The sequence below is a fragment of the Methanobrevibacter sp. genome, from assembly GCF_045646205.1.
Classification (GTDB): Archaea; Methanobacteriota; Methanobacteria; order Methanobacteriales; family Methanobacteriaceae; genus Methanocatella.
In genome coordinates, this window is record NZ_JAZRKF010000019.1 from 36,332 (window position 1) to 56,643 (window position 20,312).

Sequence of the window (20,312 nt, forward strand, 5' to 3'; positions counted from 1 at the left end):
TTTTAAAGAATTTTTCTTAAAATAAAGCAGGTCCGCCCATCTGCTGGCTTATGATATTGCCTATTTGAGGAGTGATAAATCCTTCAATTAATGCCGCCACCGCAAAGAGTAGAACAGCCATCGCAAATAATATTAAAGCATGCTTTATCGTCTTTCTGTTGTTTTTATAAGCTTCACTGAATGTATTTTTCTGGATCTTATCTTTAAAAACTCTGAATATGAATAGAAATAGCAGTATTCCGCTTGTGCAGCTGCAGAAGAATGCCGGAATTTCAATTATTCCATGAGGCACAATCAGCGCCAAAAACATTATCAGACCGGATGTTGATTTGACAGTATAGCCTGCCATGAAGCCTATTACAAAAGCGTTAAGTGATATTGCAATTAATGCATATACTGCAAAGAATATTGATGCGATAAATGTAATGAACGCTGCGGTTTCGTTGTGTATCATGATGTTTAATGCATCTATTGACGTGACGTTTCCATCAAGCATGGCCTTCTTTAGAGCAGGCATTAATACTGATGATATGTCATCTGCAAAAATAGCTCCTAAAATAAAATTAATTATAAAAAGGACGAGTAAGAGCAAAAATATTTTTCTGTTTTCACTGAAAGCCTCTTTAATTTCTTTTTTAATGTCTATAAGTTAATTTTAGGGCTTTTCTAATATATAAATTAAACTATAAATATATGTTAGACATAATATATTAACATGAATAAGATAATCTTAATAATTCTGTGCTTATTGATATTCATAATTGGCATGTCATTTGTATCTGCAAAGGAAGACACCCATTTTGAAATAGAAAAGGACCATTCAGGTTATTCATCAATAATAACCCTAAAAGACTCCAACAATAATCCAGTTCCAAAAGTAAAATTCTCAATTAAGATAACAAAACCTAACGGCAGTACCAGAACTTTATCAGATAAAAAACTTAACAGTACAGGTCAAAACATTTTCTTTTTAGGTTCCACAAAAGGAAATTACGTAATCACTGTGGAATTTAAGGGAAACAGCAATTATAATCCTACAAAATTAACAAAAACAATAACCGTAACGTCCGGAAAAGGAGGCAATTCCGCTCTTGATTATTTTGAAAATGGTAATTACGGACTAAATCAGAAAAAGGATGATTATATCGACGATAATTATTGGTATGAGGAAATATATGACAATCCTTATAACTTTGACGGAGAAGGTTATTGATGGAAAAATATGATGTAGGCTTAATCTTAAATTTAACTCTGATAATATTGGAAATCATCGGCTTAGTGCTGTGCTATGATGCATTGGGATGCATTGATCTTGCATATTATACCATTGACTCCAATATTTTCCTTTTACTTTCATCAATTTTGTATGTGTTTTCAAGAAAAAATCCTTCAAAAAGCGTTCAATTTTTCAGATATTCAGCTACATTATCCGTGCTTATAACACTTCTTGTAGTGGTTTTCGTATTGTATCCTATGCTTGATTTCAATTTTGAATACCTGTTTTTGGCCGGACCGAATCCCTATATGCATGTCTTGTGTCCGATAATTGCTCTTGTGTCATTTCTTTTCTTTGAGAAAAATGAAGTCGAAAACACTTTGAAAAACAATATTCGATCATTATATTTTACGCTGATTTATGCGGTTATTTTAATCACTTTAAACATTTTAAGAGTCGTTAATGGTCCTTATCCATTTTTGAAAGTCTATGAACAGTCAGTTTTAATGTCTGTAATATGGATTGTAGCTATTTTGGGCTTTGTTTTGATATTATCAAATATATTGCTGACGGTTAAGGAATTGGATATGATATTGAATGTTTAAAAAATGAGTTATGAGGAATTATTTTTCCTCAAATTTGGCTAATTGTTTTTTTAGTTCTTCGTTGTTTTCTTTTAGTTCTATATATTTTTCTTTTAGTTCGTTTAGTTCGTCTAGTGTTCTTTCATATACAGCAGTTGCTCTTAAATCTCTAAATTCTGGGGAATCTATGCTCATCATATCTAATTTCTCCTTTAGGTAGATATTCATGTTGAGTTTAAAGATGGGTTATGAGGAATTATTTTTCCTCAAATTTGGCTAATTGTTTTTTTAGTTCTTCGTTGTTTTCTTTGAGTTCTTTATTTATTTCTTTTTGTTCTTCATATTTTTCTTTGAGTTCGTTTAGTTCCTCTTTATTTTCTTTTAGTTCTGCATATTTTTCTTTTAGTTCGTTTAGTTCATCTACTGTTCTTTCATATATTGCAGTTGCTCTTAAATCTCTAAATTCTGGGGAATCTATGCTCATCATACCTAATCTCTCCTTCAGATAGTTTATTGTTTCATCATTTCTGGATAGTTTATCCACCCATCCAACAGTGGTTTTTTCAATTAAATCATAATATTCATGATTTTTTAGTTCTGATGTAACGTCAATATATTCCTTTAAAAAATTTTTATTTCTTTCGATTTTTCCATATTTGGGCAACCATACGAAATCAAAAATATCAAAAGGTGTGGTTTCATTATTTTTTATTTTATTTTTAATTTTTTTAAATGTTTCTATCCCATTTTGCTCAAAGGTTTGTTTCAAATATTGGAAGTGATGTATCTGATTGTCATATTCATATTTTCTTGGGGCAATTCTAAGTCCTGTGTGGAATATGTGGAGTTGCACTAGCTTTTGATATTTTTCTCGTAAATTAACGTGGTATTTTAGGTTTCTTCTCATTATTTTCTTTGTAATGTTGGACTGATGTTCGATAATTACTAAGCAATTTTGGCTTGGACTTTTGTATAGTGAATCCATAATCATTCTTTCAAAATCATCTTTAATTATTTCTTTGGATTTGCATTTTTTCAAATCATCAATGCCTGTAAGGTATGATCGGAATTCTTTCTTTTCGCTGCATAGCTGAAAGATTTTGTCCTCAAAATCTCTTTTCATTATTCACACCTCCAATAGTTTAATTGATAAAATTGTATTAATTATTTTGATTTGGTCAATATATAAATATTAATAAAAAATAAAAAACATATGTATTTATTTAAAGAAAATAAGTGAAATTAATATTTTTTACTTAATTTAACGAAATTTCAATAAGTTTTAAAAATTGTCTGCAGTGATAAAAATTGTCTTTACTTCAAAAGAGAAAGTTACCGATACCCTTATTTTTGACATAAAATATACTATAATCATGGCAATATATGAAAAGAAAGTGGAACTGATTGAACTATTCTATGACCTGATATTTGTATATGCAATATCAAAGTTAACTGCCCTTATCAGTGAGCCGGTCAGCGGAACAATTCCGTTATCAAGCTTTTTTGTATATCTGATTACTTCCTTTGTGATTTTACAGGCATGGCTCTACTTTACCAATTATGTCAATAGATACGGACAGTGGAAATGGTTTGATTACGCTTTAGCTATTGTAAATATGATTGCCGTAATATATATGGCAAATACAATTACCACTCACTGGGATGGAATGCTGGTTCCATTTAACATTTCAATGCTTGTAATGCTTTTAACTGTTCTAGGGCTTTATCTGATCCAGTATAAGAATCAGGATAATAACAGTGCGGCTTTAAACTCCATTCAGATACTTTCAATTGTCTGTACGATTTATGTAATCGCTTTGGTTGCAATTCTACTAAACCTATCTTCTTACGTTATCTGGATTGATGTTGTTGCTGTAATTACCGGCGCGTTTCTGCCGTTTTTCTTAAAGGGCAATTTTGACAAAAGCATCATTAATTTCCCTCATCTGGTTGAAAGGTTTGAGCTGTTGACTATCATCACTTTCGGGGAAGCCATAGTTGGCATGACCCACTTTTTTGATGTCACATCATTCAATCCAATGCCGATTCTTGTCTTTATAATAGTCTTATCAATGTTTGGGGCTTATGTTATTCAAATTCACAATCTGATGAATCATCACCGTGTAGAGAGAAGTTTAAGGCTTATGTTCAGTCATTACTTTGTAATCATTAGCATTAACCTGATGACCGTTGCATTTGAGCTTCTGCATTCGGGTGAGTTAATCCCATTCTTGAATCATGCCTAATCATAGTTTCATTAGTCATTTTCTATACATCCATAATGGCCAACAGGCCTTATTATAAGGATGAGGTTAAATTCTTAAAAAGTGATGCAATTAAAATGATACTTCTAACATTAATCGGTGCTTTAATCATATTGATTTTCATGGAAAATGTATACTTATTCCTTGCAGGCGTGCACGTCATCACCCTGGCAAACTTTTCCATTCTTGCAGGCATTCAAAAAAAGTATTTAAAAGATTGAATTGATGAATTTAATAATCTCATTTGCGGTTTCGTTTTGCTGCTGTGTTGAATTTATTGTTGCATTGCCGTCACCCTTTTGAAGACCGTAGTTTCCAAACTGGCCGTGATTTCCGCCCTCAATGATGTGTTCTGTGAAATTTTTGTAATATACTTTAGAATCATTATAGGTATTAATATTTAATGACTTGTCATTGGATCCGTAAATTGAAAGCACGGGAATATCAATTTCCTTATTGGAATATCCTGCAAGCAATACAAGAGCGTCAACATTATCATGACTTGTACAATAGCTTGATGCGGCATAACCTCCAAGTGAGTGGCCTGCCAAAACATAATGGGAATAGTTTGAACTTTTAATAATGTCATCTGCACTTTTAGTGCCTAAAAAAGCCAGATTAAATGGCATTTCGACGATATATGAATCAACGCCTTTTGATGCCAGGTCATTCATCAGAGGAAGGTATGATGTATATTCAATTTTCGCTCCAGGATAAAAAATCAGAGCGGTATCGTTACCCGGTCCGTCAAGAAAAACCCCATTTGAAACTTTAGAAACGCTTACGTTTTCACTTCCGTTCATGTATTTGAGAGCTTCACTGTCTGTATGGGAAAAATCATGGACATAATAGATGCCAAACAATGCAATTGCCAGTAAAACTATGATGACTGCCATATATCTTTTTTTCATATTCATCCTCTTATTAAATTAATAAATAAATAAGCCAGTGACGTTAAAAGCGCAATTAATGCCGGAATATTAACGGAATAAACGATTAACGGAAGCTGAAAAACAACCAAAGCAAGACATATTCCATTGATTATCAGGAGGTATTTGTTTCCAAACTTGTCATATGACCTGTTGCATATCATTGCCAGTGAAACAATTACCGCTAAAATCATTGCAATATAAATGTTGAAAAGTCCGCTCAGGTAAAACGTGGCCATTATAATTGCAATTCCCGGAATAGGAAAACCGATAAAACCCTTAACATGATTTGAAATTACATTGTATCTTGTAAGACGCAAAACGCCGCACACTACAATAAAGAGTGATACGATTGCCGCCGGAATTTCAAGGGATGGTGCGTTGATAAGGGTGTATGAGTATAGAAATACCGCCGGAGAGACTCCAAATGATACAATATCGGAAAGTGAATCTATGTTTTTTCCAAATTCAAATTCATCTACCCTATTGGTTTTACGTGCAACCCATCCGTCAATGGAGTCAAAAAGCAGTGAAAATATCATTAAAATACTTGCCAGCAGAAAATCCTGCTTAATGGACATTATAATTGATAAGAATCCTGAGGCCATGTTCATTAATGAGACCAAATCGGATATTGCAACGAAATTTTGTATTTTTGTATTCATTAATCTTAATATTTGGAGCTATTTATTAATAAATATTAATAGGGGGAGTGACATAACTCTTAACATGAAAGTTTGTCTATACGGATCTGGAAGCAAAAGGACTCCAAAGGAACTGACTGATGTGGGATATGAATTGGGTCTGGAGCTTGCCTTGAACAATCATTCACTGGTTTTTGGCGGAGGAAACGACGGGATGATGGGTGCAGTTGCAAAGGGAGTTTTTGATAATGGGGGAAATATTACCGCTATCGCCCCCGAATGGATAAAAGAATTCGACGATCCCTTTAAGGATTATGATGAGTATATCAAAACAGATTCAATGGATGAGCGTAAAAACCTCTTTTTGGAAAAGTCGGATGCCTTTGTAATAGTTCCCGGCGGAATCGGAACAATGGATGAGTTTTTTGAAATTTTAACATTAAAGCATCTTAAAAGGCACTCCAAAAAGATTATTCTATTTAACATTAATCATTTCTATGACAAGATGATTGAAATGCTTCACCAGATGCACGATGAGGGCCTTATTCGTGAAAACGTTTTAGATATTTTTGTTGTTGCAGATTCCATAGATGGAGTTTTAGAATATATCAAAGATTGACAACAGTTATAAAGGGTAATTAATATAAGTATAACTATGGGTTTAGGTTCATTTTTTAAGAGGAATAAGGATAAAAAAGAGGAAATTGTCGAATCACATATTGACATCAATAACGATGACTGCAGAGGTGCAGATTGTGAGAAATGCGTTATAGCATGTCCCAATAATGTTTTAACAAAAGATGGCGATGAAACTGTAGTCAGAAATCCTCTTACCTGTAAAAATTGCAGGGTATGTGAAGCGATATGTCCTAATGACTGTATTGTTGTCAATTAATTTTATTTTTTTTTAAATTATTAAATAAGCTATTTTTGCAATTGATTTTAACTGATTTTGTTAGTTTAACATCTCCGTCTATATGTTGTGGGTAACTTATTATTAAAATATGTAAACTGCTTTTATACAAACTTTTTTTAAAATTCACGATTGTCATGAAAAATAAAAGAGTATATAAAAAGAGACCTGCGAAAAAAGCTGAAGACGAAACACAAAGAATCTGTCCTGAATGCGATTCAACAGATTTAAACTATGATCCGTCAAGAGCGGAACTCATCTGCAGACACTGCGGACTGGTCATAGCTGAAAACATGATGGACCAGGGCCCTGAATGGAGAGCATTCAACTTTGAACAGCAACAGTCCAGAGCTCGTGTAGGTGCACCGTCAACAAGAACAATTCATGATGGAGGTATGGCTACAGAAATGGGATTCAAAAGGGACGGATCACCTGAAGACCATGCCAAATGGTACAGGATGAGAAAATTGAACAAAAGGGCAAGAATAGCAAATTCAAGGGAACGCAACCTTGCCTTTGCACTGTCTGAAATTGACAGAAAATGCTCAAACATGGGACTTAACAGGTCCATAAGGGAATCTGCATCAGCCCTATACAGAAAGGCTCTTGAGGCAAATCTAATTCGTGGAAGAACAATCGAAGGCGTCGTTGCAGCATCAATCTATATTGCATGCAGACAGGCAGGACTTCCAAGAACCCTTGATGAGGTTGCAGCATTCACAACCGCAAATAGAAAGGAACTTGGAAGAATAGAACGCTTCCTCAAAAGGGAATTGGAGATTAAACTGGCACCTCCTTCTGCGGTGGATTACATTCCAAGATTTGCAAGCCAGCTTGAACTTTCAAACAAATCCGAAGTAAAAGCCATTGAAATAGTCAATGAATCAAACGGATTCACCTCAGGCAAAGGTCCTCAGGGAGTAGCGGCCGCTGCACTTTATATCTCATCAATACTTCTCGGTGAGAGGAAAAGCCAGAAGGATGTGGCTCAGGCTGCAGGAGTAACCGAAGTTACTGTAAGAAACAGATACAAGGAAATATCCGAAAACTTAAATCTTGCAGTAGCATAATATTAAATAGGTGATGAAAGTGTTTTCTTCATTAATGTATATTTCAGATCCATTTTCTACATTGCTTGGAGCCTTGATGCTGATGATTATCGTCGGATATTTCTGCTGCAGTCTTGGGGGAGATTCCACTTCCTCAAAAAGCACATATAAACCTCCCAAAAGGAATTATTCCTATAAAAAGCACGATGATGATGAATATAACTATAACTGGGATGATTCCTGGGACGACAAATGGCTGCATCAGGGAAAATATGCAGATAATAATGACACCCATGAGGAATACACGGATTATGACCCATCATGGGATGAAGACTTTAGAAAATAATCAGGTGAAAATATGAGTGATATGTGGGGATTAACGGCAAGAGGAATCTGTGAGTATAATGATAAATTTCTGCTTTTAAAGGTACGTTCCCGCTCCGGTCATGATGCCGGAAAATGGGAGATTCCCGGCGGAAAGGTTAAAAGAAAAGAATTCTTTGACGAAGCACTAAAAAGGGAATTTGCAGAAGAAACAGGTCTTGAAATAAATATTGACTCACTATATAATGTAATTCAAAACGATTACACTGCCTGTAAAACAAATGAAAGCGTCAAGTCAATCCAGCTGATTATGGGGGTAAGCTCTACAAGCGATGAAGTTACAATAAGCGAGGAGCATGATGACTACGGATGGTTTACAAAAGAGGAAATAAAAGAGCTAATTCGCAATGAAATGCTTTCAAAAGCTGCCATGAGAACATTTAATCAGGTGAATTTGGGAGGTGAATTATGATTTGTCCAAGCTGCGGAAGCTGGGTTGATGAAGGAGATCCGGTCTGTTCAAGCTGCGGAGCATACTTTTCAGATGATGATTATGAGGAATATGAATGTCCGCAATGCCATGAACACTTTGAAATCGATGAGTTTGATACAAACTGCAGGTTTTGCGGAGCTCCAATCAAAAGGGAAGATTATTTCTATTAATCTTTCACTATTTTTTTTTACAGGTTGAAACAATTTTACTCTCTAAAAGCAATATTTACTTAATGGGGTAATTTAAAGTCTTTATTTTACTAAAAACATTTATATATTTCTTATTTTAAATTTTAAAATGAAATACTCCTTCGATATTGGGTGTGATGTTGTGGATGATTATGTTAAAATTTAATGTAGGATACGATATCTCTGCTAATATTTATTACCATTGCTTGGGAGGTATTTCTATGGATTTTAAGCTAAATATAACGTTAGCAATTGAAGATCCTTTGTTATTGAGGATTTTGATTATATTTGTCCTTGTAGCTATTAAGTTACTTTGATGAGTAGGTGGTTCATATTTTTATCTCCATGATTGTGCGGTTATTGGATTTAGAAGTTAATGATGAAAGTTTCAGTATGATATTTCCAAGTATTGTGCTCTATTTTTAAGGAGGAGTATTTTTACTTTTTGAAATGGATTTTTCTAATTATCCTCACAATCTAAATAATGTTTATATATGAGTAGTGATACAATTATAATTAAGAATTTTTTTAAAATTCTTATGTGAATTTTTTAATTCACTATCCTTTTAAACAATGGTAAAAAGTCAATGCCTCTTGGGATTTTGTGGGGTTATTTTTTGTAATTCCACATTAGGGCATTGATTTTGGATGCTTTTTCTTGTTTTATTTTGTTTTTATAATATTTTAGTGAGAATCCATAATTTCTTAAAAATTGGTGGAAGTTCAATTATTCATCTACATTATCTCATAAAAATAGTAATTTTTAATTTTAAATCCTTAACTCAATAAACCGACTAATATTTCAATACTTATCACAGTCACATTAACTTTAATTACTCCTTTTTCCATTAATTCATTATAATAAAAATTAATATAATGTTAGAAACAAATATATTAATAATTTCATATAGGAGATTGAAAATGATATATTCAAATGAAGTAGAAAATATGTGTCCTGTTGCAAAGGGAGCAAATCACGGCCCTGCACCAATACCTGAAGAGGGTAAGTGGGTTAAATCAAAAGAAATCTCAGACATTTCAGGATTGACCCATGGTATAGGATGGTGTGCACCTCAGCAGGGATGCTGCAAATTGACTTTAAATGTTAAGGACGGTATTATTGAAGAAGCTTTGGTAGAAACCATAGGCTGTTCAGGAATGACTCACTCAGCGGCAATGTCCGGTGAAATCTTAATTGGAAAAACCATTCTTGAAGCATTAAACACTGATCTGGTTTGTGATGCTATAAACACTGCAATGAGGGAACTCTTCCTCCAGATTGTCTATGGAAGAACCCAGTCAGCATTTTCAGAAGGCGGTCTTCCGATTGGAGCAGGCCTTGAGGACTTGGGTAAAGGCCACAGAAGCCAGGTAGGTACAATTTATTCAACAAGTAAAAAGGGACCAAGATATCTGGAACTTACAGAAGGCTACATTACCGAAATAGCTTTGGATGAGGATGATGAAATTATTGGATACAAATATATCAATTTAGGCATAATGCTTGACAGCATCAAGGACGGCGTTGACCCGGCAGAGGCAATTGAAAACGCAACCGGCCAATATGGAAGGTTTGACGATGCAGTCAAAACAATTGATCCTAGAAAGGAATAGATATGGGTGGAAATATGAGTTTATTTGAAAGTTATGAAAGAAGAATCGACCAGATAATTCCTGTACTTAATGAATATGGCATTAAGGATTTGGAAGAGGCCAGACAAATCTGTCTTGACAAAGGTTTCGACCCATATGAAATCGTGAAAGGCGTCCAGCCGATTTGCTTTGAAAACGCTTGCTGGGCATATACCGTTGGAGCTGCAATTGCAGTTAAGAAAGGCTGCACAAAGGCATCAGATGCGGCAAAGGCAATAGGTGAAGGCCTCCAGTCATTCTGTATTCCCGGAAGTGTGGCTGATGACAGGAAAGTAGGTTTAGGTCACGGAAACCTCGCATCAATGCTTTTAAGTGATGAAAGCAGTTGCTTTGCATTTCTTGCAGGACATGAAAGTTTTGCAGCAGCTGAAGGGGCAATAGGAATTGCAAACTCAGCAAACCAGGTAAGGGGCGAACCTTTAAGGGTTATTCTAAACGGTCTTGGAAAGGACGCAGCATTAATCATTTCAAGAATCAACGGATTTACCTACGTCCAGACAGAATTCGACTATTTCACAGGTGAAGTTAAAGTTGTTCGTGAAAAGGCATATTCATCAGGTGAAAGGGCAAAGGTAAGATGCTATGGTGCAGACGATGTTCGTGAAGGTGTAGCAATCATGCATCTTGAAGGAGTGGACGTATCAATTACCGGAAACTCAACCAATCCGACAAGATTCCAGCATCCGGTAGCTGCAACATACAAGAAGGAATGCATTGAACAGGGCAAGAAATACTTCTCAGTCGCATCAGGGGGAGGAACAGGAAGAACCCTTCACCCGGACAACATGGCAGCAGGTCCCGCATCATATGGTATGACCGATACCATGGGAAGAATGCACTCCGACGCACAGTTTGCAGGATCATCCTCAGTTCCGGCACACGTTGAAATGATGGGACTCATCGGTATGGGTAACAATCCTATGGTCGGTGCAAGCGTAGCCGTAGCAGTAGCCGTAGAAAAAGCTATGAACAAATAAGGGGATTATCCCCATTTTCTTTTTTTGGAGTAATTTTTCATGAAACTGGTCGTTCAAAGAGTTACAAATGCCAGCGTTAAAGTCGATAATGAGACAGTTGGCCGGATTGATGAAGGCTTGATGGTTCTGGTAGGTTTCGGCCTTAACGATACAACTAAAGAAGCCGATTTTCTAGCCCGCAAACTCATAAAGCTTCGGATATTTGCCGATGAGGAGGGAAGAATGAACAGATCCGTTAAAGACATTTCAGGAAAACTCCTGCTTGTTCCTCAGTTTACTTTATACGGCAAGGTCAAAAAGAACAGACCTTCCTTTCACAGGGCATTGAATCCTGAAAAAGCATCTGAACTCTTTGATTACTTTGTCGAAAAGTGCAGTGAGGAAGTTCCTGTCGAAACCGGCGAGTTCGGTGCATTCATGGAAGTTTCACTTTTGAATAACGGTCCGGTTACAATACTGTTGGAAAAGGACTTTTCAGAGGTTGATTGAATGGAATATAAAGATTTGCTTTTAAAAAGAAGAAGCGTCAGAAAGTTTACAGATGAGGATGTTACAAAAGATCAGCTGAACCAGATTCTGCAGGCAGGACTCTTGGCTCCGACATCAAGAAACAGGAAGCCCTGCAATTTTTTGGTGGTTTCTAATAAGAAAACCTTAAAGGAACTTTCTGAAGTTAAGGAACACGGTTCAAAATTTCTAGCCGATGCAAATAAGGCAATAGTTGTAATAGCGAATACTTTGGTGGCGGATACATGGATTGAGGACTCATCAATAGCTCTGTCATTCATGCATCTTATGGCAGCAGACATCGGCGTTGGAAGCTGCTGGATTCAGATTCACATGAGAAAATCATCAGACGGTGAAGACGCAGAAAAGCTTGTCAGAGACATTGTAAAAATTGACGATTACTTCAGAATTGTCGGCATTTTGGCATTGGGAATTCCTGACGGTGATGTCAAGCCTCACACTTTGGAAGATATTGATAAAACAAACATTCATTTTTTAGTTTAACTTTTTTTCATTACAATTTTTTTATCCCATATTACTTTTTTTAACATATTATGATTTTACCTTTTGATTTAAATATTGTTTTTAAGAGGTTATATTCAAAAAGTCGGTAAAATTGTCCTCAAAAGAAACTAAACAATTTATATATGACTTATTATAGATAATTATCTACTTACGTAAGGTTATTTTAATTTCTAGAAATTAGGAGGATGGTATGAAAGATGAGTTGGAAAATTATCGCATAGACAAGCCTATGGATTATCTTCACAAGAGATTGTTTTTGAACAATGGGCCATTAATGCATGGCTGTTCAACTTTCCCGGCGAATATGAGGGACCATGTCCAAATTCAAATCTGGATGGGGACGGTTCAATTTCGGAAGTTGACATATCCTATCTTGTGAGACTTGAGGGAAATCAAAAACTCATAATCAATGTTGAAGATGAAACAAGCAATGTGGGCGAAGAAACACTAAGAAAATCGAATAAATACAAAATAAATCATCAGTATGCATACAAATGTCCTGTATATTCAGTAATAACTACATCACTGCCAAGTCACAGGTGTTTAAAGGAACTTAAAATTTCTCCAACGGATATTTTTAGACCTGAAATAATTTCATATCTGGACTTTGATGGTGAAAAAATTTTAAATACTTTGAAAATCAAAATTAAAAACAAGAATTTTCTCACCAAGTTAGAACTGTTATCATTAATATTAACCATTAGAACATTTCCTGAAAATAATGCTGATATTCTTGAAGAGATCTGCAGTCTTATTAAAAAGGCCAAATCAGAAGATAAGGAATTTAAAATGGAAATGGTCTATTGCACCAGATATATTATTCACAAGTATGCAGAAACTGTTGAGGATATATGTAGACTAGAAGAGGTGGTTGGATTGAAAAAAGCTGTTACATGTGGAAGTATTATAGAAGATATTAAAAATGAGGGTAGGGCTGAAGGTGAAACTAGGGCTAGTTTAAATATTTTGAATGTTTTAGTTACTGATCCTGATTTTAACTTGTCTCTTGATTTGTTGGTTGAAAAATTCGGATTTACTCGTGAGCAGATAATTAATGGGAAATAGATTATTTTTTTACTATTTCCTTTTTCATTGAAAATGCTTTGTTAATTTAAACTGTTGTATATCTTGGACTAGAATGGGTGGTTGGATTGAAAAAAGAGGTTACATGTGGAAGTATTATAGAAGATATTAAAAATGAGGGTAGAGCCGAAGGTAGGGCTGAAGTTATGGATGAAGCTAGGGCTGAAGGTAGGGCTGAAGGTAGGGCTGAAGCAAGATTATATATTTTGAATATTTTAGCTACTGACCCTGATTTTAGCTTGCCTGTTGATTTGCTGGTTAAAAAATTCGGATATACCCGTGAAGAAATTCTTAATGGAAAATAGAATATTTTCTAAAAACCTTGAAATTTTCAACTGTCCCATTCATTTTATAATCAATAAATGATATACTTATAATCATGTCAGATTTATCAGAATTAATCAAGATTAATAAAAACATTGAAGCTCAAAATGAAGAAATTATTCGTCTTTTAAAAAAAATCGCCGGTGAGGATGAACAAACACCAGAAAATGTTGTTGTAAATCAGTTAAAGCCTTTTCCGGAACATCCATTTGACTTTTCCACTTTGGGTTATGATGATTTGGAGGAGGAAGAAGTCGAACTTCCGGATGTTACTGAAGTGGAAAATCCTCATTTTGAGGAATCCTTGGATATCGGTGAAGTCTATTTCATGCAGGATTTCAATCCGTTCAAAATTTCCATTAAAAATAATGAATTAATCATCGATAATTTTGATGCTTCACATGAAGCAAGTGATTATTATTTTGCAGAAATTGTAGTAAATGAATTGGCTAAAAACAATAAAAGTTTTGATGAATCTACAGTTATACTTCCCGAGTCAGTTATGGGCAACTTGCCCTTAACTCTTGAGAAATGTATTGCTGAGGGTGCAAAAAAAGTCTTTGGACCTTGGAAATCAATGATGGAATTGTTGAATGCACCTGAATATCTTCAAACAAAACTGCAGCTTGATTTCTATAAAACAGAAGAACATTTGATTGAAAGAGTCTTTAAAGAATAACTCCATTTATTTTTTTTAAAAATTTTAACAGTTTCATTTTTAACAGTTTCAAAAGAAACATTTATATCATTCAAACTCCAAAATATTATCAAGGTGATATTATGGATAATGAAAGCTTTCAGGCAATTAATGAAAATTCACCGTTAATAGCTTGGATACATAATATTTCGCTGAATCAGCAGAAATATATGAAATCCAGAATCAGAGACTATGATTTTGGACATGATGTTCGCTATATAATGTATATTCATGATAATCCCCAATGTTCTCAGGAGGATTTGGTAAATATGTTCTGCCAAAGCAAGGGAAACATTGCCAAAATCTTGAAGAAATTTGAAGATGAGGGATATATCGAAAGAAAAATCAATCCTCAAAACAGACGCAAATACATGCTCAGCACTACGCAAAAGGCCAATAGATTAATTCCTGAATTCAGGAAAATATCTAAAGATTGGGAAGCTGAAGTGGGCATTGGCGATGAGGATGAGGAGTTTAAGAAAAGATTAAAGGAAATTGCGATTAAAGGCATGGAATTAGTGGATTGAAGGTTGTTATTATGAAATTTGATTCTGAGTCATCAGTGGTACTTGTATCATTTCTGACATCATTTTTTGCAGTATTTTTGTCTGCAGGCATCGTTATTGGAGTGCCGTCCATTGCAACCGAGTTTGGAATGAATAATGTAGTTCAAAACTGGATTATTACAATTGCCCTTTTAGTTGTAGCAGTATTTACACTTCCCGCAGGACAGATTTCCGGCAAGTTCGGTGTAAAGAAATCCTTGGCGGCAGGGGTACTGGTGTTTTTACTTGCTTCAATAGGCGCATGCTTGTCCTTTTCAACAGAAACATTTTTGTTTTTTAGAGTCATTCAGGGTATAGGCGGGGCCTTTTCCAATGTTGCGGCTATGGCAATGGTTGTTCAGGCTATTGAACCTCAAAAAAGAGGACAGGCTTTAGGTTTCACTGTAACTGGAGTTTATCTGGCAGGCTCTCTTTCTCCTGTCATCTGCGGTTTTCTTGTTTATAATTTCGGATGGAGATCAATGTTTTACTTTGTAATTCCATTTTTCGTTCTTTGTATCATACTCATGCTTTATAAGATTCCGGGTGACTGGAAGACCTATGAAAATGATAGGATTGACTCAATAGGTTATCTGATATACGGTGTTGGCATTTTGCTTTTCATTTATGGATTTACCTGCCTGATGAATACTGTGGGCATGCTTTGTGTGGCAGCAGGTTTCATGCTGTTAATTGTATTTGCATATTATGAAACACGGGCGCGCAGTCCTGCATTCAACATGAGATTATTCAAAAATACCAAATTCACTTCATCTAATGTTGCTGCATTGTGCAGTTATCTTGCAGTGGCTGCGATTACAACAATATTGAATTATCATTTCCAATACGTGAGAGGATGGAATGCTCAAATGTCTGGACTAATATTGATTATAACTCCAATTATCATGGCGGTCATGGCTCCGAACTCTGGAAAACTGTCAGATAGGATTCATCCGCAAAAACTGGCGGCTATTGGAATGAGCATTGCTACAGTAACGCTGGTGATATTGATATTTTTGGATGCGAATACTCCCCTATATCTTATTGTAATTGCAATGATTCTTCAGGGTATAGGCATGGGATTGTTCACAAGTCCAAATACGAATGCCATTATGAGTTCAGTTCCGCCAAATGAAACTCCAAATGCATCTGCAGCTCAATCCGCCATGAGGACAATAGGCCAAACTATGAGCTTAGGACTTCTAACTCTAGTGTTTGCATGGATCATGGGCAGTTTGGAGTTATCTTCCAAATATGCCAATATGATAGTTCAAAGTTCCCAGATAGTTTGCATAGTCTGTACAGCAATATGTATAATTGCAATTTTTGCATCATTGGTGGGAATAAAATCAAAAGATGAATTTAATACAAATGATTAATAAAAAATAATTATTTAAGAGGGTGTTAAAATGAAAATAGAGGCTGAAAATTATGTAATATTCATATCATTTCTGACTTCATTTTTTGGAGTCTTTCTTTCAAATGGTATTATCATAGGGGTCCCGGCAATTGCAGGTGACTTTGCAATGAACAATGTTATTCAAAACTGGATTCCTACAATATTTTTCCTGGTAATGGCGGTATTCACGGTGCCGGCAGGCCAGATTTCAGGTAAATTCGGTGTTAAGAAATCTTTGCTTATAGGTGTTATAGTATTTTTAATAGGCTCAGTCGGTGCGGCTTTGTCCTTTTCAACAGAATCATTCATGCTCTTCAGGATAATCCAGGGTGCAAGCGTTGCATTTGTCAATGTATCCGGTATGGCAATGGTTGTATCTGCTGTAAAACCCCAAAACAGGGGAAAAGCTTTGGGTTTTACTGTAACAGGAGTTTATCTTGCAACTTCACTTTCTCCGGTTATCTGCGGATTTCTGGTCTATAACTTAGGCTGGAGATCAATATTTTACGTTGTAATTCCATTTTTGCTTTTATGTATAATCATAATGCTTTTAAAAGTGCCTCAGGAATGGCAGACCTATGCTGATGACAAGATTGATAAAATCGGTTCTGTCGTATATTCAATAGGTATTTTACTGTTCATTTACGGCTTTACAAACCTGATAAACACTACAGGAATAATCTGTACAATTGCAGGTATTGCATTGCTTGTAGTTTTCGCATTGTGGGAGTTAAGACAGACTTCACCGGTATTCAACATGAAGCTCTTTAAAAACACAAAGTTCACTTCTTCAAATATTGCGGCCTTATGCAGCTATCTGGCAATCATGGTTGTTACAACGATTTTAAATTATCATTTCCAGTACGTACGTGGCTGGAATGCACAGATGGCAGGGCTAATACTCATTGTAACTCCAATCATCATGGCACTCCTTGCTCCTAATACCGGAAAGCTGTCCGATAAGATTCATCCGCAGAAACTGGCTGCAGTCGGTATGGCAATAGCTTCTGTTGCTCTGTTTATTTTGGTATTTTTAAACAAGGACATGCCTGTTTATCTTGTTGTAATTGCAATGATTCTTCAGGGTATCGGTATGGGACTCTTTTCATCTCCGAACATGAACGCCATCATGAGTTCCGTTCCTCCAAAGGATGCACCTACAGCTTCCGCTTCACAGGCAACAATGAGGACAATAGGCCAGACCATGAGTTTAGGTCTTCTGACACTGATATTTGCTTTAATAATGGGTAATCTGCCTTTATCAACCCAATATGCTGACATGATAGTTCACTCTTCCCAGATAATTTGTACTATATCAATGTGTGCCTGTATTTTATCTATTTTTGCTTCATTGGTGGGAATCAAGTCAAAAGATGAATTCAATACCAAAAGACCTAGTTAGTTAATGTTCCTTAACTAACTCTTTTTTTATTTTAATTATCACTTTTTGAGAAAATGTTATTTAGTCATAAATCATATATTAAATATTGATTAGTTAAAGGTGGTAAAATTAATGGAGAAAGTAATTAATGCTCATTGTCATATTTATCCGGATAAAATAGCTTCAAAGGCTGTTAAGGGAATAAGGGATTTTTATGATTTGGACATGTCATTAAATGGGAGAACTGATGATTTGATTAGAAACGGCAGTCAGGTAGGTGTCGTTCATTATCTGGTGCATTCTGTTGCAACAACTCCAAAGCAGGTCAAATCAATCAATGAGTTCATCAGTTATGAAGTTAAAGAGCATCCGGATTTGTTCACGGGCTTCGGAACACTTCATCCCGACAGCGATGACATTGAAGGAGATGTTAATTACTTGTTGGATCTGGGTCTTAAGGGAGTCAAGCTCCATCCGGATTTCCAGTTATTCGCATTAAATGAGGAAAGGGCATTCAGACTTGGTGAAGCCATTAATAATGCCGATATTCCCGTACTGATTCACTGCGGGGATTTCAGATATAACTATTCCAATCCCGAACAGTTAAAACCCTTTTTGGAAAGATTTCCCGACATGACTGTTATCGGAGCCCATTTTGCCGGCTGGAGCATGTGGGAAGATGCCACTAAAGAGCTTGCCGGAACTCCAAACCTTTATGTTGACTTAAGCTCCAGTCTCTATGCATTATCTCCTGAAACCGCTTTGGATTTGATTCATGCATACGGTTCAGACAGGGTTTTATGGGGAACTGACTATCCCATGTGGGATGCAGTTTCTGAAATGGATTATTTTAATAAAATTGATTTGACGCAAAAAGAAAGATCACAGATTTTATACGAAAACGCTTCAAAGCTTTTAAAACTTGATTAAAATGTGCACTGCTAGTAATTATATAACAAAAAACCATTATTTTGGTCGTAACTTTGACTATGAAATTTCATACAATGAAAGGGTATGTATCACCCCCCGCAATTTCACTTTTTCCTTTAGGCTTATAGATGACATTAAGACTCATTTTGCCATTATCGGAATTACCGCAGGAATTGATGAATATCCTCTATACTATGATGCATGCAACGAAAAAGGATTATCAATTGCCGGACTTAATTTTGCAGGAAATGCATGTTACCTTGAAGAAAAGGAAGGTATGACAAATATAACTCCTTTTGAATTTATCCCTTATTTGTTGAGCAATTTCTCTACTGTAGGTGAGGTAAAAGAGGCTTTAACCAATATTAATCTTGTCGACATTGATTTTTCAGAAGGTTTGCCGTTATCTCCGCTTCACTGGATGATATCTGATGAAAATGAAGCCATTGTTGTTGAACCTTTAGAGGACGGATTGAAAGTCTATGACAATCCCGTAGGTGTTTTAACCAACAATCCTCCATTCGACAAGCAGCTGTCCACATTAAATAAATACATGGGACTCTCAAATAAAAATCCTGAAAATACATTTTCAGATGACTTTGATTTGGATGAATATTCAAGAGGGATGGGAGCAATAGGTCTTCCGGGAGACCTGTCATCATCTTCAAGGTTTGCAAAAGTCGCATTTACTCGTGCCAATTCACACTCAGGGGAGAGTGAATCTGAAAGCGTATCACAGTTTTTCCATATCCTTCATTCCGTCGAGCAGCAGAAGGGCTGTACGTTTATAGACAAGGATTTGTATGAATATACGATATACACTTCATGCTACAATACAAATGAGGCTGTTTTATATTATACGACATATAACAATAATCAGATAGCTAAAGCGGAACTGGCAAATGAGAATCTGGACAGTGACAGGTTAATATTTTACGATTTGATTGATGAAGAAAAATTCTTAAATGTTAATTAAAACAAATAATTAAGTGGTGTTTATAAAATGGGAATGTTTTCAAAAACTCCTGCTGAAAGGAAACTTGAAGAGTTAACCGGGGGAATAATCTTAAGCGATGAATATAAGGCCATTTTAAGGGCCAAGGGCATTGACTTAAAAACAGGAGAGCACATTAAAAATCAGCTTAAAGAGGAAATCAAATTAAATATCGTAAGTGAGGAAGGTCTTGAAACCAGAATCAGATATCTAATCAATCAGAATGCTAAAAAAACTCCAGAAAAGCCAGTTGAAGAGGAACCTTCTGTCATAATTGCCGAGTCTTCACTCAAAAGATACGAGGAAGAGGTCAAATCACTTAAGGCTCAATATGATGCCAAGGAAAAGGTTGTCGTTAATCTAATTGAAAAATCCTTTGCACCGCCGCAAATCACTTATGACAAGTTTATGGATTCCGTTGACAACTGCAGCAAGGTTTTCAACAATCAATACGATTCCGCATTAAGCATTGTCCGTCTCACCACACGCGAAACCCCAAGAATAGATACGGAACTGGAAAACAAAATCACAAACATGAAAACAATCATTTCCCATGTTGACGATTTGACCAATGAGCTTATAATCAATTTAAGCTCAGACAATAAAAGCAATGCGGACGTTGAGAATCTATTCGATGATATGAAAGATTTAATCGATTCAGTAAAAAAATATGATTAATAACAAGATTAATAC

Annotated in this window: 28 protein-coding genes and 1 pseudogene; 23 read left to right on the forward strand and 6 right to left on the reverse strand. The window is 35.5% G+C overall.

All coding sequences use genetic code 11. From position 1 onward, the window contains the following. Positions 1 to 16: 16 nt before the first annotated feature. Positions 17 to 592 (reverse strand): stage II sporulation protein M, encoded by a 576-nt coding sequence (locus ACKI44_RS03755; protein ID WP_407421675.1) that lies wholly within the window; start codon positions 590 to 592, stop codon positions 17 to 19. Between the two features lie 123 nt (positions 593 to 715). On the opposite strand from ACKI44_RS03755, the gene ACKI44_RS03760 reads away from it, so the two are divergent. Together ACKI44_RS03760 and ACKI44_RS03765 are read left to right on the forward strand one after the other, a co-directional pair. After that, positions 716 to 1,213 (forward strand): hypothetical protein, encoded by a 498-nt coding sequence (locus tag ACKI44_RS03760; protein WP_407421677.1) that lies wholly within the window; start codon positions 716 to 718, stop codon positions 1,211 to 1,213. Beyond that, on the forward strand, positions 1,213 to 1,821 hold the full coding sequence (locus ACKI44_RS03765) for a Pr6Pr family membrane protein (RefSeq protein WP_407421679.1): 609 nt from the start codon (positions 1,213 to 1,215) through the stop codon (positions 1,819 to 1,821). The genes ACKI44_RS03760 and ACKI44_RS03765 overlap by 1 nt, the downstream gene beginning before the upstream one ends. Before the next feature lie 18 nt (positions 1,822 to 1,839). Here the strand turns inward: ACKI44_RS03765 and ACKI44_RS03770 are convergent, their stop codons facing one another. After that, a complete protein-coding gene (locus tag ACKI44_RS03770) occupies positions 1,840 to 1,998 on the reverse strand; it encodes a hypothetical protein (protein WP_407421681.1) in 159 nt (52 codons plus the stop codon). Positions 1,999 to 2,056: 58 nt separating this feature from the next. Then, positions 2,057 to 2,923 (reverse strand): hypothetical protein, encoded by an 867-nt coding sequence (locus ACKI44_RS03775; RefSeq protein WP_407421683.1) that lies wholly within the window; start codon positions 2,921 to 2,923, stop codon positions 2,057 to 2,059. A 250-nt stretch (positions 2,924 to 3,173) separates the two neighbouring features. Here ACKI44_RS03775 and ACKI44_RS03780 point away from each other — a divergent pair, with 250 nt between their 5' ends. Together ACKI44_RS03780 and ACKI44_RS03785 are read left to right on the forward strand one after the other, a co-directional pair. Next, entirely contained in the window at positions 3,174 to 4,046 is an 873-nt protein-coding gene (locus ACKI44_RS03780) for a low temperature requirement protein A (protein ID WP_407421685.1), read from the forward strand. A gap of 35 nt (positions 4,047 to 4,081) precedes the next feature. Further along, the gene (locus tag ACKI44_RS03785) at positions 4,082 to 4,285 is read left to right on the forward strand and encodes a hypothetical protein (RefSeq protein WP_407421687.1); all 204 of its coding nucleotides are present in this window, start codon (positions 4,082 to 4,084) and stop codon (positions 4,283 to 4,285) included. On the opposite strand, the gene ACKI44_RS03790 is transcribed toward ACKI44_RS03785, so the two are convergent. Then, the gene (locus ACKI44_RS03790) at positions 4,274 to 4,975 is read right to left on the reverse strand and encodes an alpha/beta hydrolase (RefSeq protein ID WP_407421689.1); all 702 of its coding nucleotides are present in this window, start codon (positions 4,973 to 4,975) and stop codon (positions 4,274 to 4,276) included. The genes ACKI44_RS03785 and ACKI44_RS03790 overlap by 12 nt on opposite strands. Positions 4,976 to 4,977: 2 nt before the next feature. Then, complete coding sequence (locus ACKI44_RS03795) at positions 4,978 to 5,658, reverse strand: archaetidylserine synthase (protein ID WP_407421691.1); 681 nt, start codon at positions 5,656 to 5,658, stop codon at positions 4,978 to 4,980. Between the two features lie 64 nt (positions 5,659 to 5,722). On the opposite strand from ACKI44_RS03795, the gene ACKI44_RS03800 reads away from it, so the two are divergent. The 10 genes and pseudogenes from ACKI44_RS03800 to ACKI44_RS03845 all read left to right on the forward strand — a co-directional run bounded on the left by ACKI44_RS03800 (position 5,723) and on the right by ACKI44_RS03845 (position 12,245). Continuing rightward, a complete protein-coding gene (locus ACKI44_RS03800) occupies positions 5,723 to 6,256 on the forward strand; it encodes a TIGR00730 family Rossman fold protein (protein ID WP_407421693.1) in 534 nt (177 codons plus the stop codon). Between the two features lie 36 nt (positions 6,257 to 6,292). Further along, entirely contained in the window at positions 6,293 to 6,532 is a 240-nt protein-coding gene (locus tag ACKI44_RS03805; protein WP_407421695.1) for a 4Fe-4S dicluster domain-containing protein, read from the forward strand. A gap of 155 nt (positions 6,533 to 6,687) precedes the next feature. Beyond that, a complete protein-coding gene (locus ACKI44_RS03810) occupies positions 6,688 to 7,620 on the forward strand; it encodes a transcription initiation factor IIB (protein ID WP_407421697.1) in 933 nt (310 codons plus the stop codon). Between the two features lie 19 nt (positions 7,621 to 7,639). Further along, positions 7,640 to 7,945 (forward strand): hypothetical protein, encoded by a 306-nt coding sequence (locus ACKI44_RS03815; RefSeq protein WP_407421699.1) that lies wholly within the window; start codon positions 7,640 to 7,642, stop codon positions 7,943 to 7,945. A gap of 12 nt (positions 7,946 to 7,957) precedes the next feature. Beyond that, entirely contained in the window at positions 7,958 to 8,395 is a 438-nt protein-coding gene (locus ACKI44_RS03820; RefSeq protein ID WP_407421701.1) for an NUDIX hydrolase, read from the forward strand. Then, positions 8,392 to 8,490 (forward strand): annotated as a pseudogene (locus ACKI44_RS03825) (zinc ribbon domain-containing protein); the annotation flags it as partial. The gene ACKI44_RS03820 and the pseudogene ACKI44_RS03825, both read left to right, overlap by 4 nt. 1,035 nt (positions 8,491 to 9,525) lie before the next feature. After that, complete coding sequence (locus ACKI44_RS03830) at positions 9,526 to 10,218, forward strand: iron-sulfur cluster assembly scaffold protein (RefSeq protein WP_407421703.1); 693 nt, start codon at positions 9,526 to 9,528, stop codon at positions 10,216 to 10,218. Between the two features lie 14 nt (positions 10,219 to 10,232). Then, positions 10,233 to 11,234: a GGGtGRT protein gene (locus tag ACKI44_RS03835; RefSeq protein WP_407421705.1), complete on the forward strand. Its 1,002-nt coding sequence runs from the start codon at positions 10,233 to 10,235 to the stop codon at positions 11,232 to 11,234. A 39-nt stretch (positions 11,235 to 11,273) separates the two neighbouring features. After that, positions 11,274 to 11,723 carry a D-aminoacyl-tRNA deacylase gene (gene dtd, locus ACKI44_RS03840; RefSeq protein ID WP_407421707.1) on the forward strand — a complete coding sequence of 150 codons (450 nt, stop codon included), beginning with the start codon at positions 11,274 to 11,276 and terminating at the stop codon, positions 11,721 to 11,723. Continuing rightward, complete coding sequence (locus ACKI44_RS03845) at positions 11,724 to 12,245, forward strand: nitroreductase family protein (RefSeq protein WP_407421709.1); 522 nt, start codon at positions 11,724 to 11,726, stop codon at positions 12,243 to 12,245. Between the two features lie 248 nt (positions 12,246 to 12,493). Here ACKI44_RS03845 and ACKI44_RS03850 read toward each other — a convergent pair whose 3' ends face one another. Next, complete coding sequence (locus tag ACKI44_RS03850; protein ID WP_407421711.1) at positions 12,494 to 12,631, reverse strand: hypothetical protein; 138 nt, start codon at positions 12,629 to 12,631, stop codon at positions 12,494 to 12,496. Between the two features lie 10 nt (positions 12,632 to 12,641). Here ACKI44_RS03850 and ACKI44_RS03855 point away from each other — a divergent pair, with 10 nt between their 5' ends. From ACKI44_RS03855 to ACKI44_RS03895, 9 genes are all read left to right on the forward strand, one after another. Continuing rightward, complete coding sequence (locus ACKI44_RS03855) at positions 12,642 to 13,331, forward strand: hypothetical protein (RefSeq protein WP_407421713.1); 690 nt, start codon at positions 12,642 to 12,644, stop codon at positions 13,329 to 13,331. 86 nt (positions 13,332 to 13,417) lie between these two features. Next, positions 13,418 to 13,654 carry a hypothetical protein gene (locus ACKI44_RS03860; protein WP_407421715.1) on the forward strand — a complete coding sequence of 79 codons (237 nt, stop codon included), beginning with the start codon at positions 13,418 to 13,420 and terminating at the stop codon, positions 13,652 to 13,654. 74 nt (positions 13,655 to 13,728) lie between these two features. Beyond that, positions 13,729 to 14,352 (forward strand): hypothetical protein, encoded by a 624-nt coding sequence (locus ACKI44_RS03865; RefSeq protein WP_407421717.1) that lies wholly within the window; start codon positions 13,729 to 13,731, stop codon positions 14,350 to 14,352. Between the two features lie 101 nt (positions 14,353 to 14,453). Next, the gene (locus ACKI44_RS03870) at positions 14,454 to 14,897 is read left to right on the forward strand and encodes a MarR family winged helix-turn-helix transcriptional regulator (RefSeq protein ID WP_407421719.1); all 444 of its coding nucleotides are present in this window, start codon (positions 14,454 to 14,456) and stop codon (positions 14,895 to 14,897) included. An 11-nt stretch (positions 14,898 to 14,908) separates the two neighbouring features. Next, positions 14,909 to 16,294: an MFS transporter gene (locus tag ACKI44_RS03875; protein ID WP_407421721.1), complete on the forward strand. Its 1,386-nt coding sequence runs from the start codon at positions 14,909 to 14,911 to the stop codon at positions 16,292 to 16,294. Positions 16,295 to 16,324: 30 nt separating this feature from the next. Then, positions 16,325 to 17,716, forward strand: coding sequence for an MFS transporter (locus ACKI44_RS03880; RefSeq protein WP_407421723.1), 1,392 nt, complete (start codon positions 16,325 to 16,327; stop codon positions 17,714 to 17,716). 111 nt (positions 17,717 to 17,827) lie between these two features. Further along, on the forward strand, positions 17,828 to 18,625 hold the full coding sequence (locus ACKI44_RS03885) for an amidohydrolase family protein (RefSeq protein WP_407421725.1): 798 nt from the start codon (positions 17,828 to 17,830) through the stop codon (positions 18,623 to 18,625). A 1-nt stretch (position 18,626) separates the two neighbouring features. Beyond that, positions 18,627 to 19,601: a choloylglycine hydrolase gene (bsh, locus tag ACKI44_RS03890; RefSeq protein ID WP_407421727.1), complete on the forward strand. Its 975-nt coding sequence runs from the start codon at positions 18,627 to 18,629 to the stop codon at positions 19,599 to 19,601. A gap of 27 nt (positions 19,602 to 19,628) precedes the next feature. Continuing rightward, positions 19,629 to 20,297: a hypothetical protein gene (locus ACKI44_RS03895; RefSeq protein WP_407421729.1), complete on the forward strand. Its 669-nt coding sequence runs from the start codon at positions 19,629 to 19,631 to the stop codon at positions 20,295 to 20,297. The last annotated feature ends 15 nt before the right edge of the window (positions 20,298 to 20,312 follow it).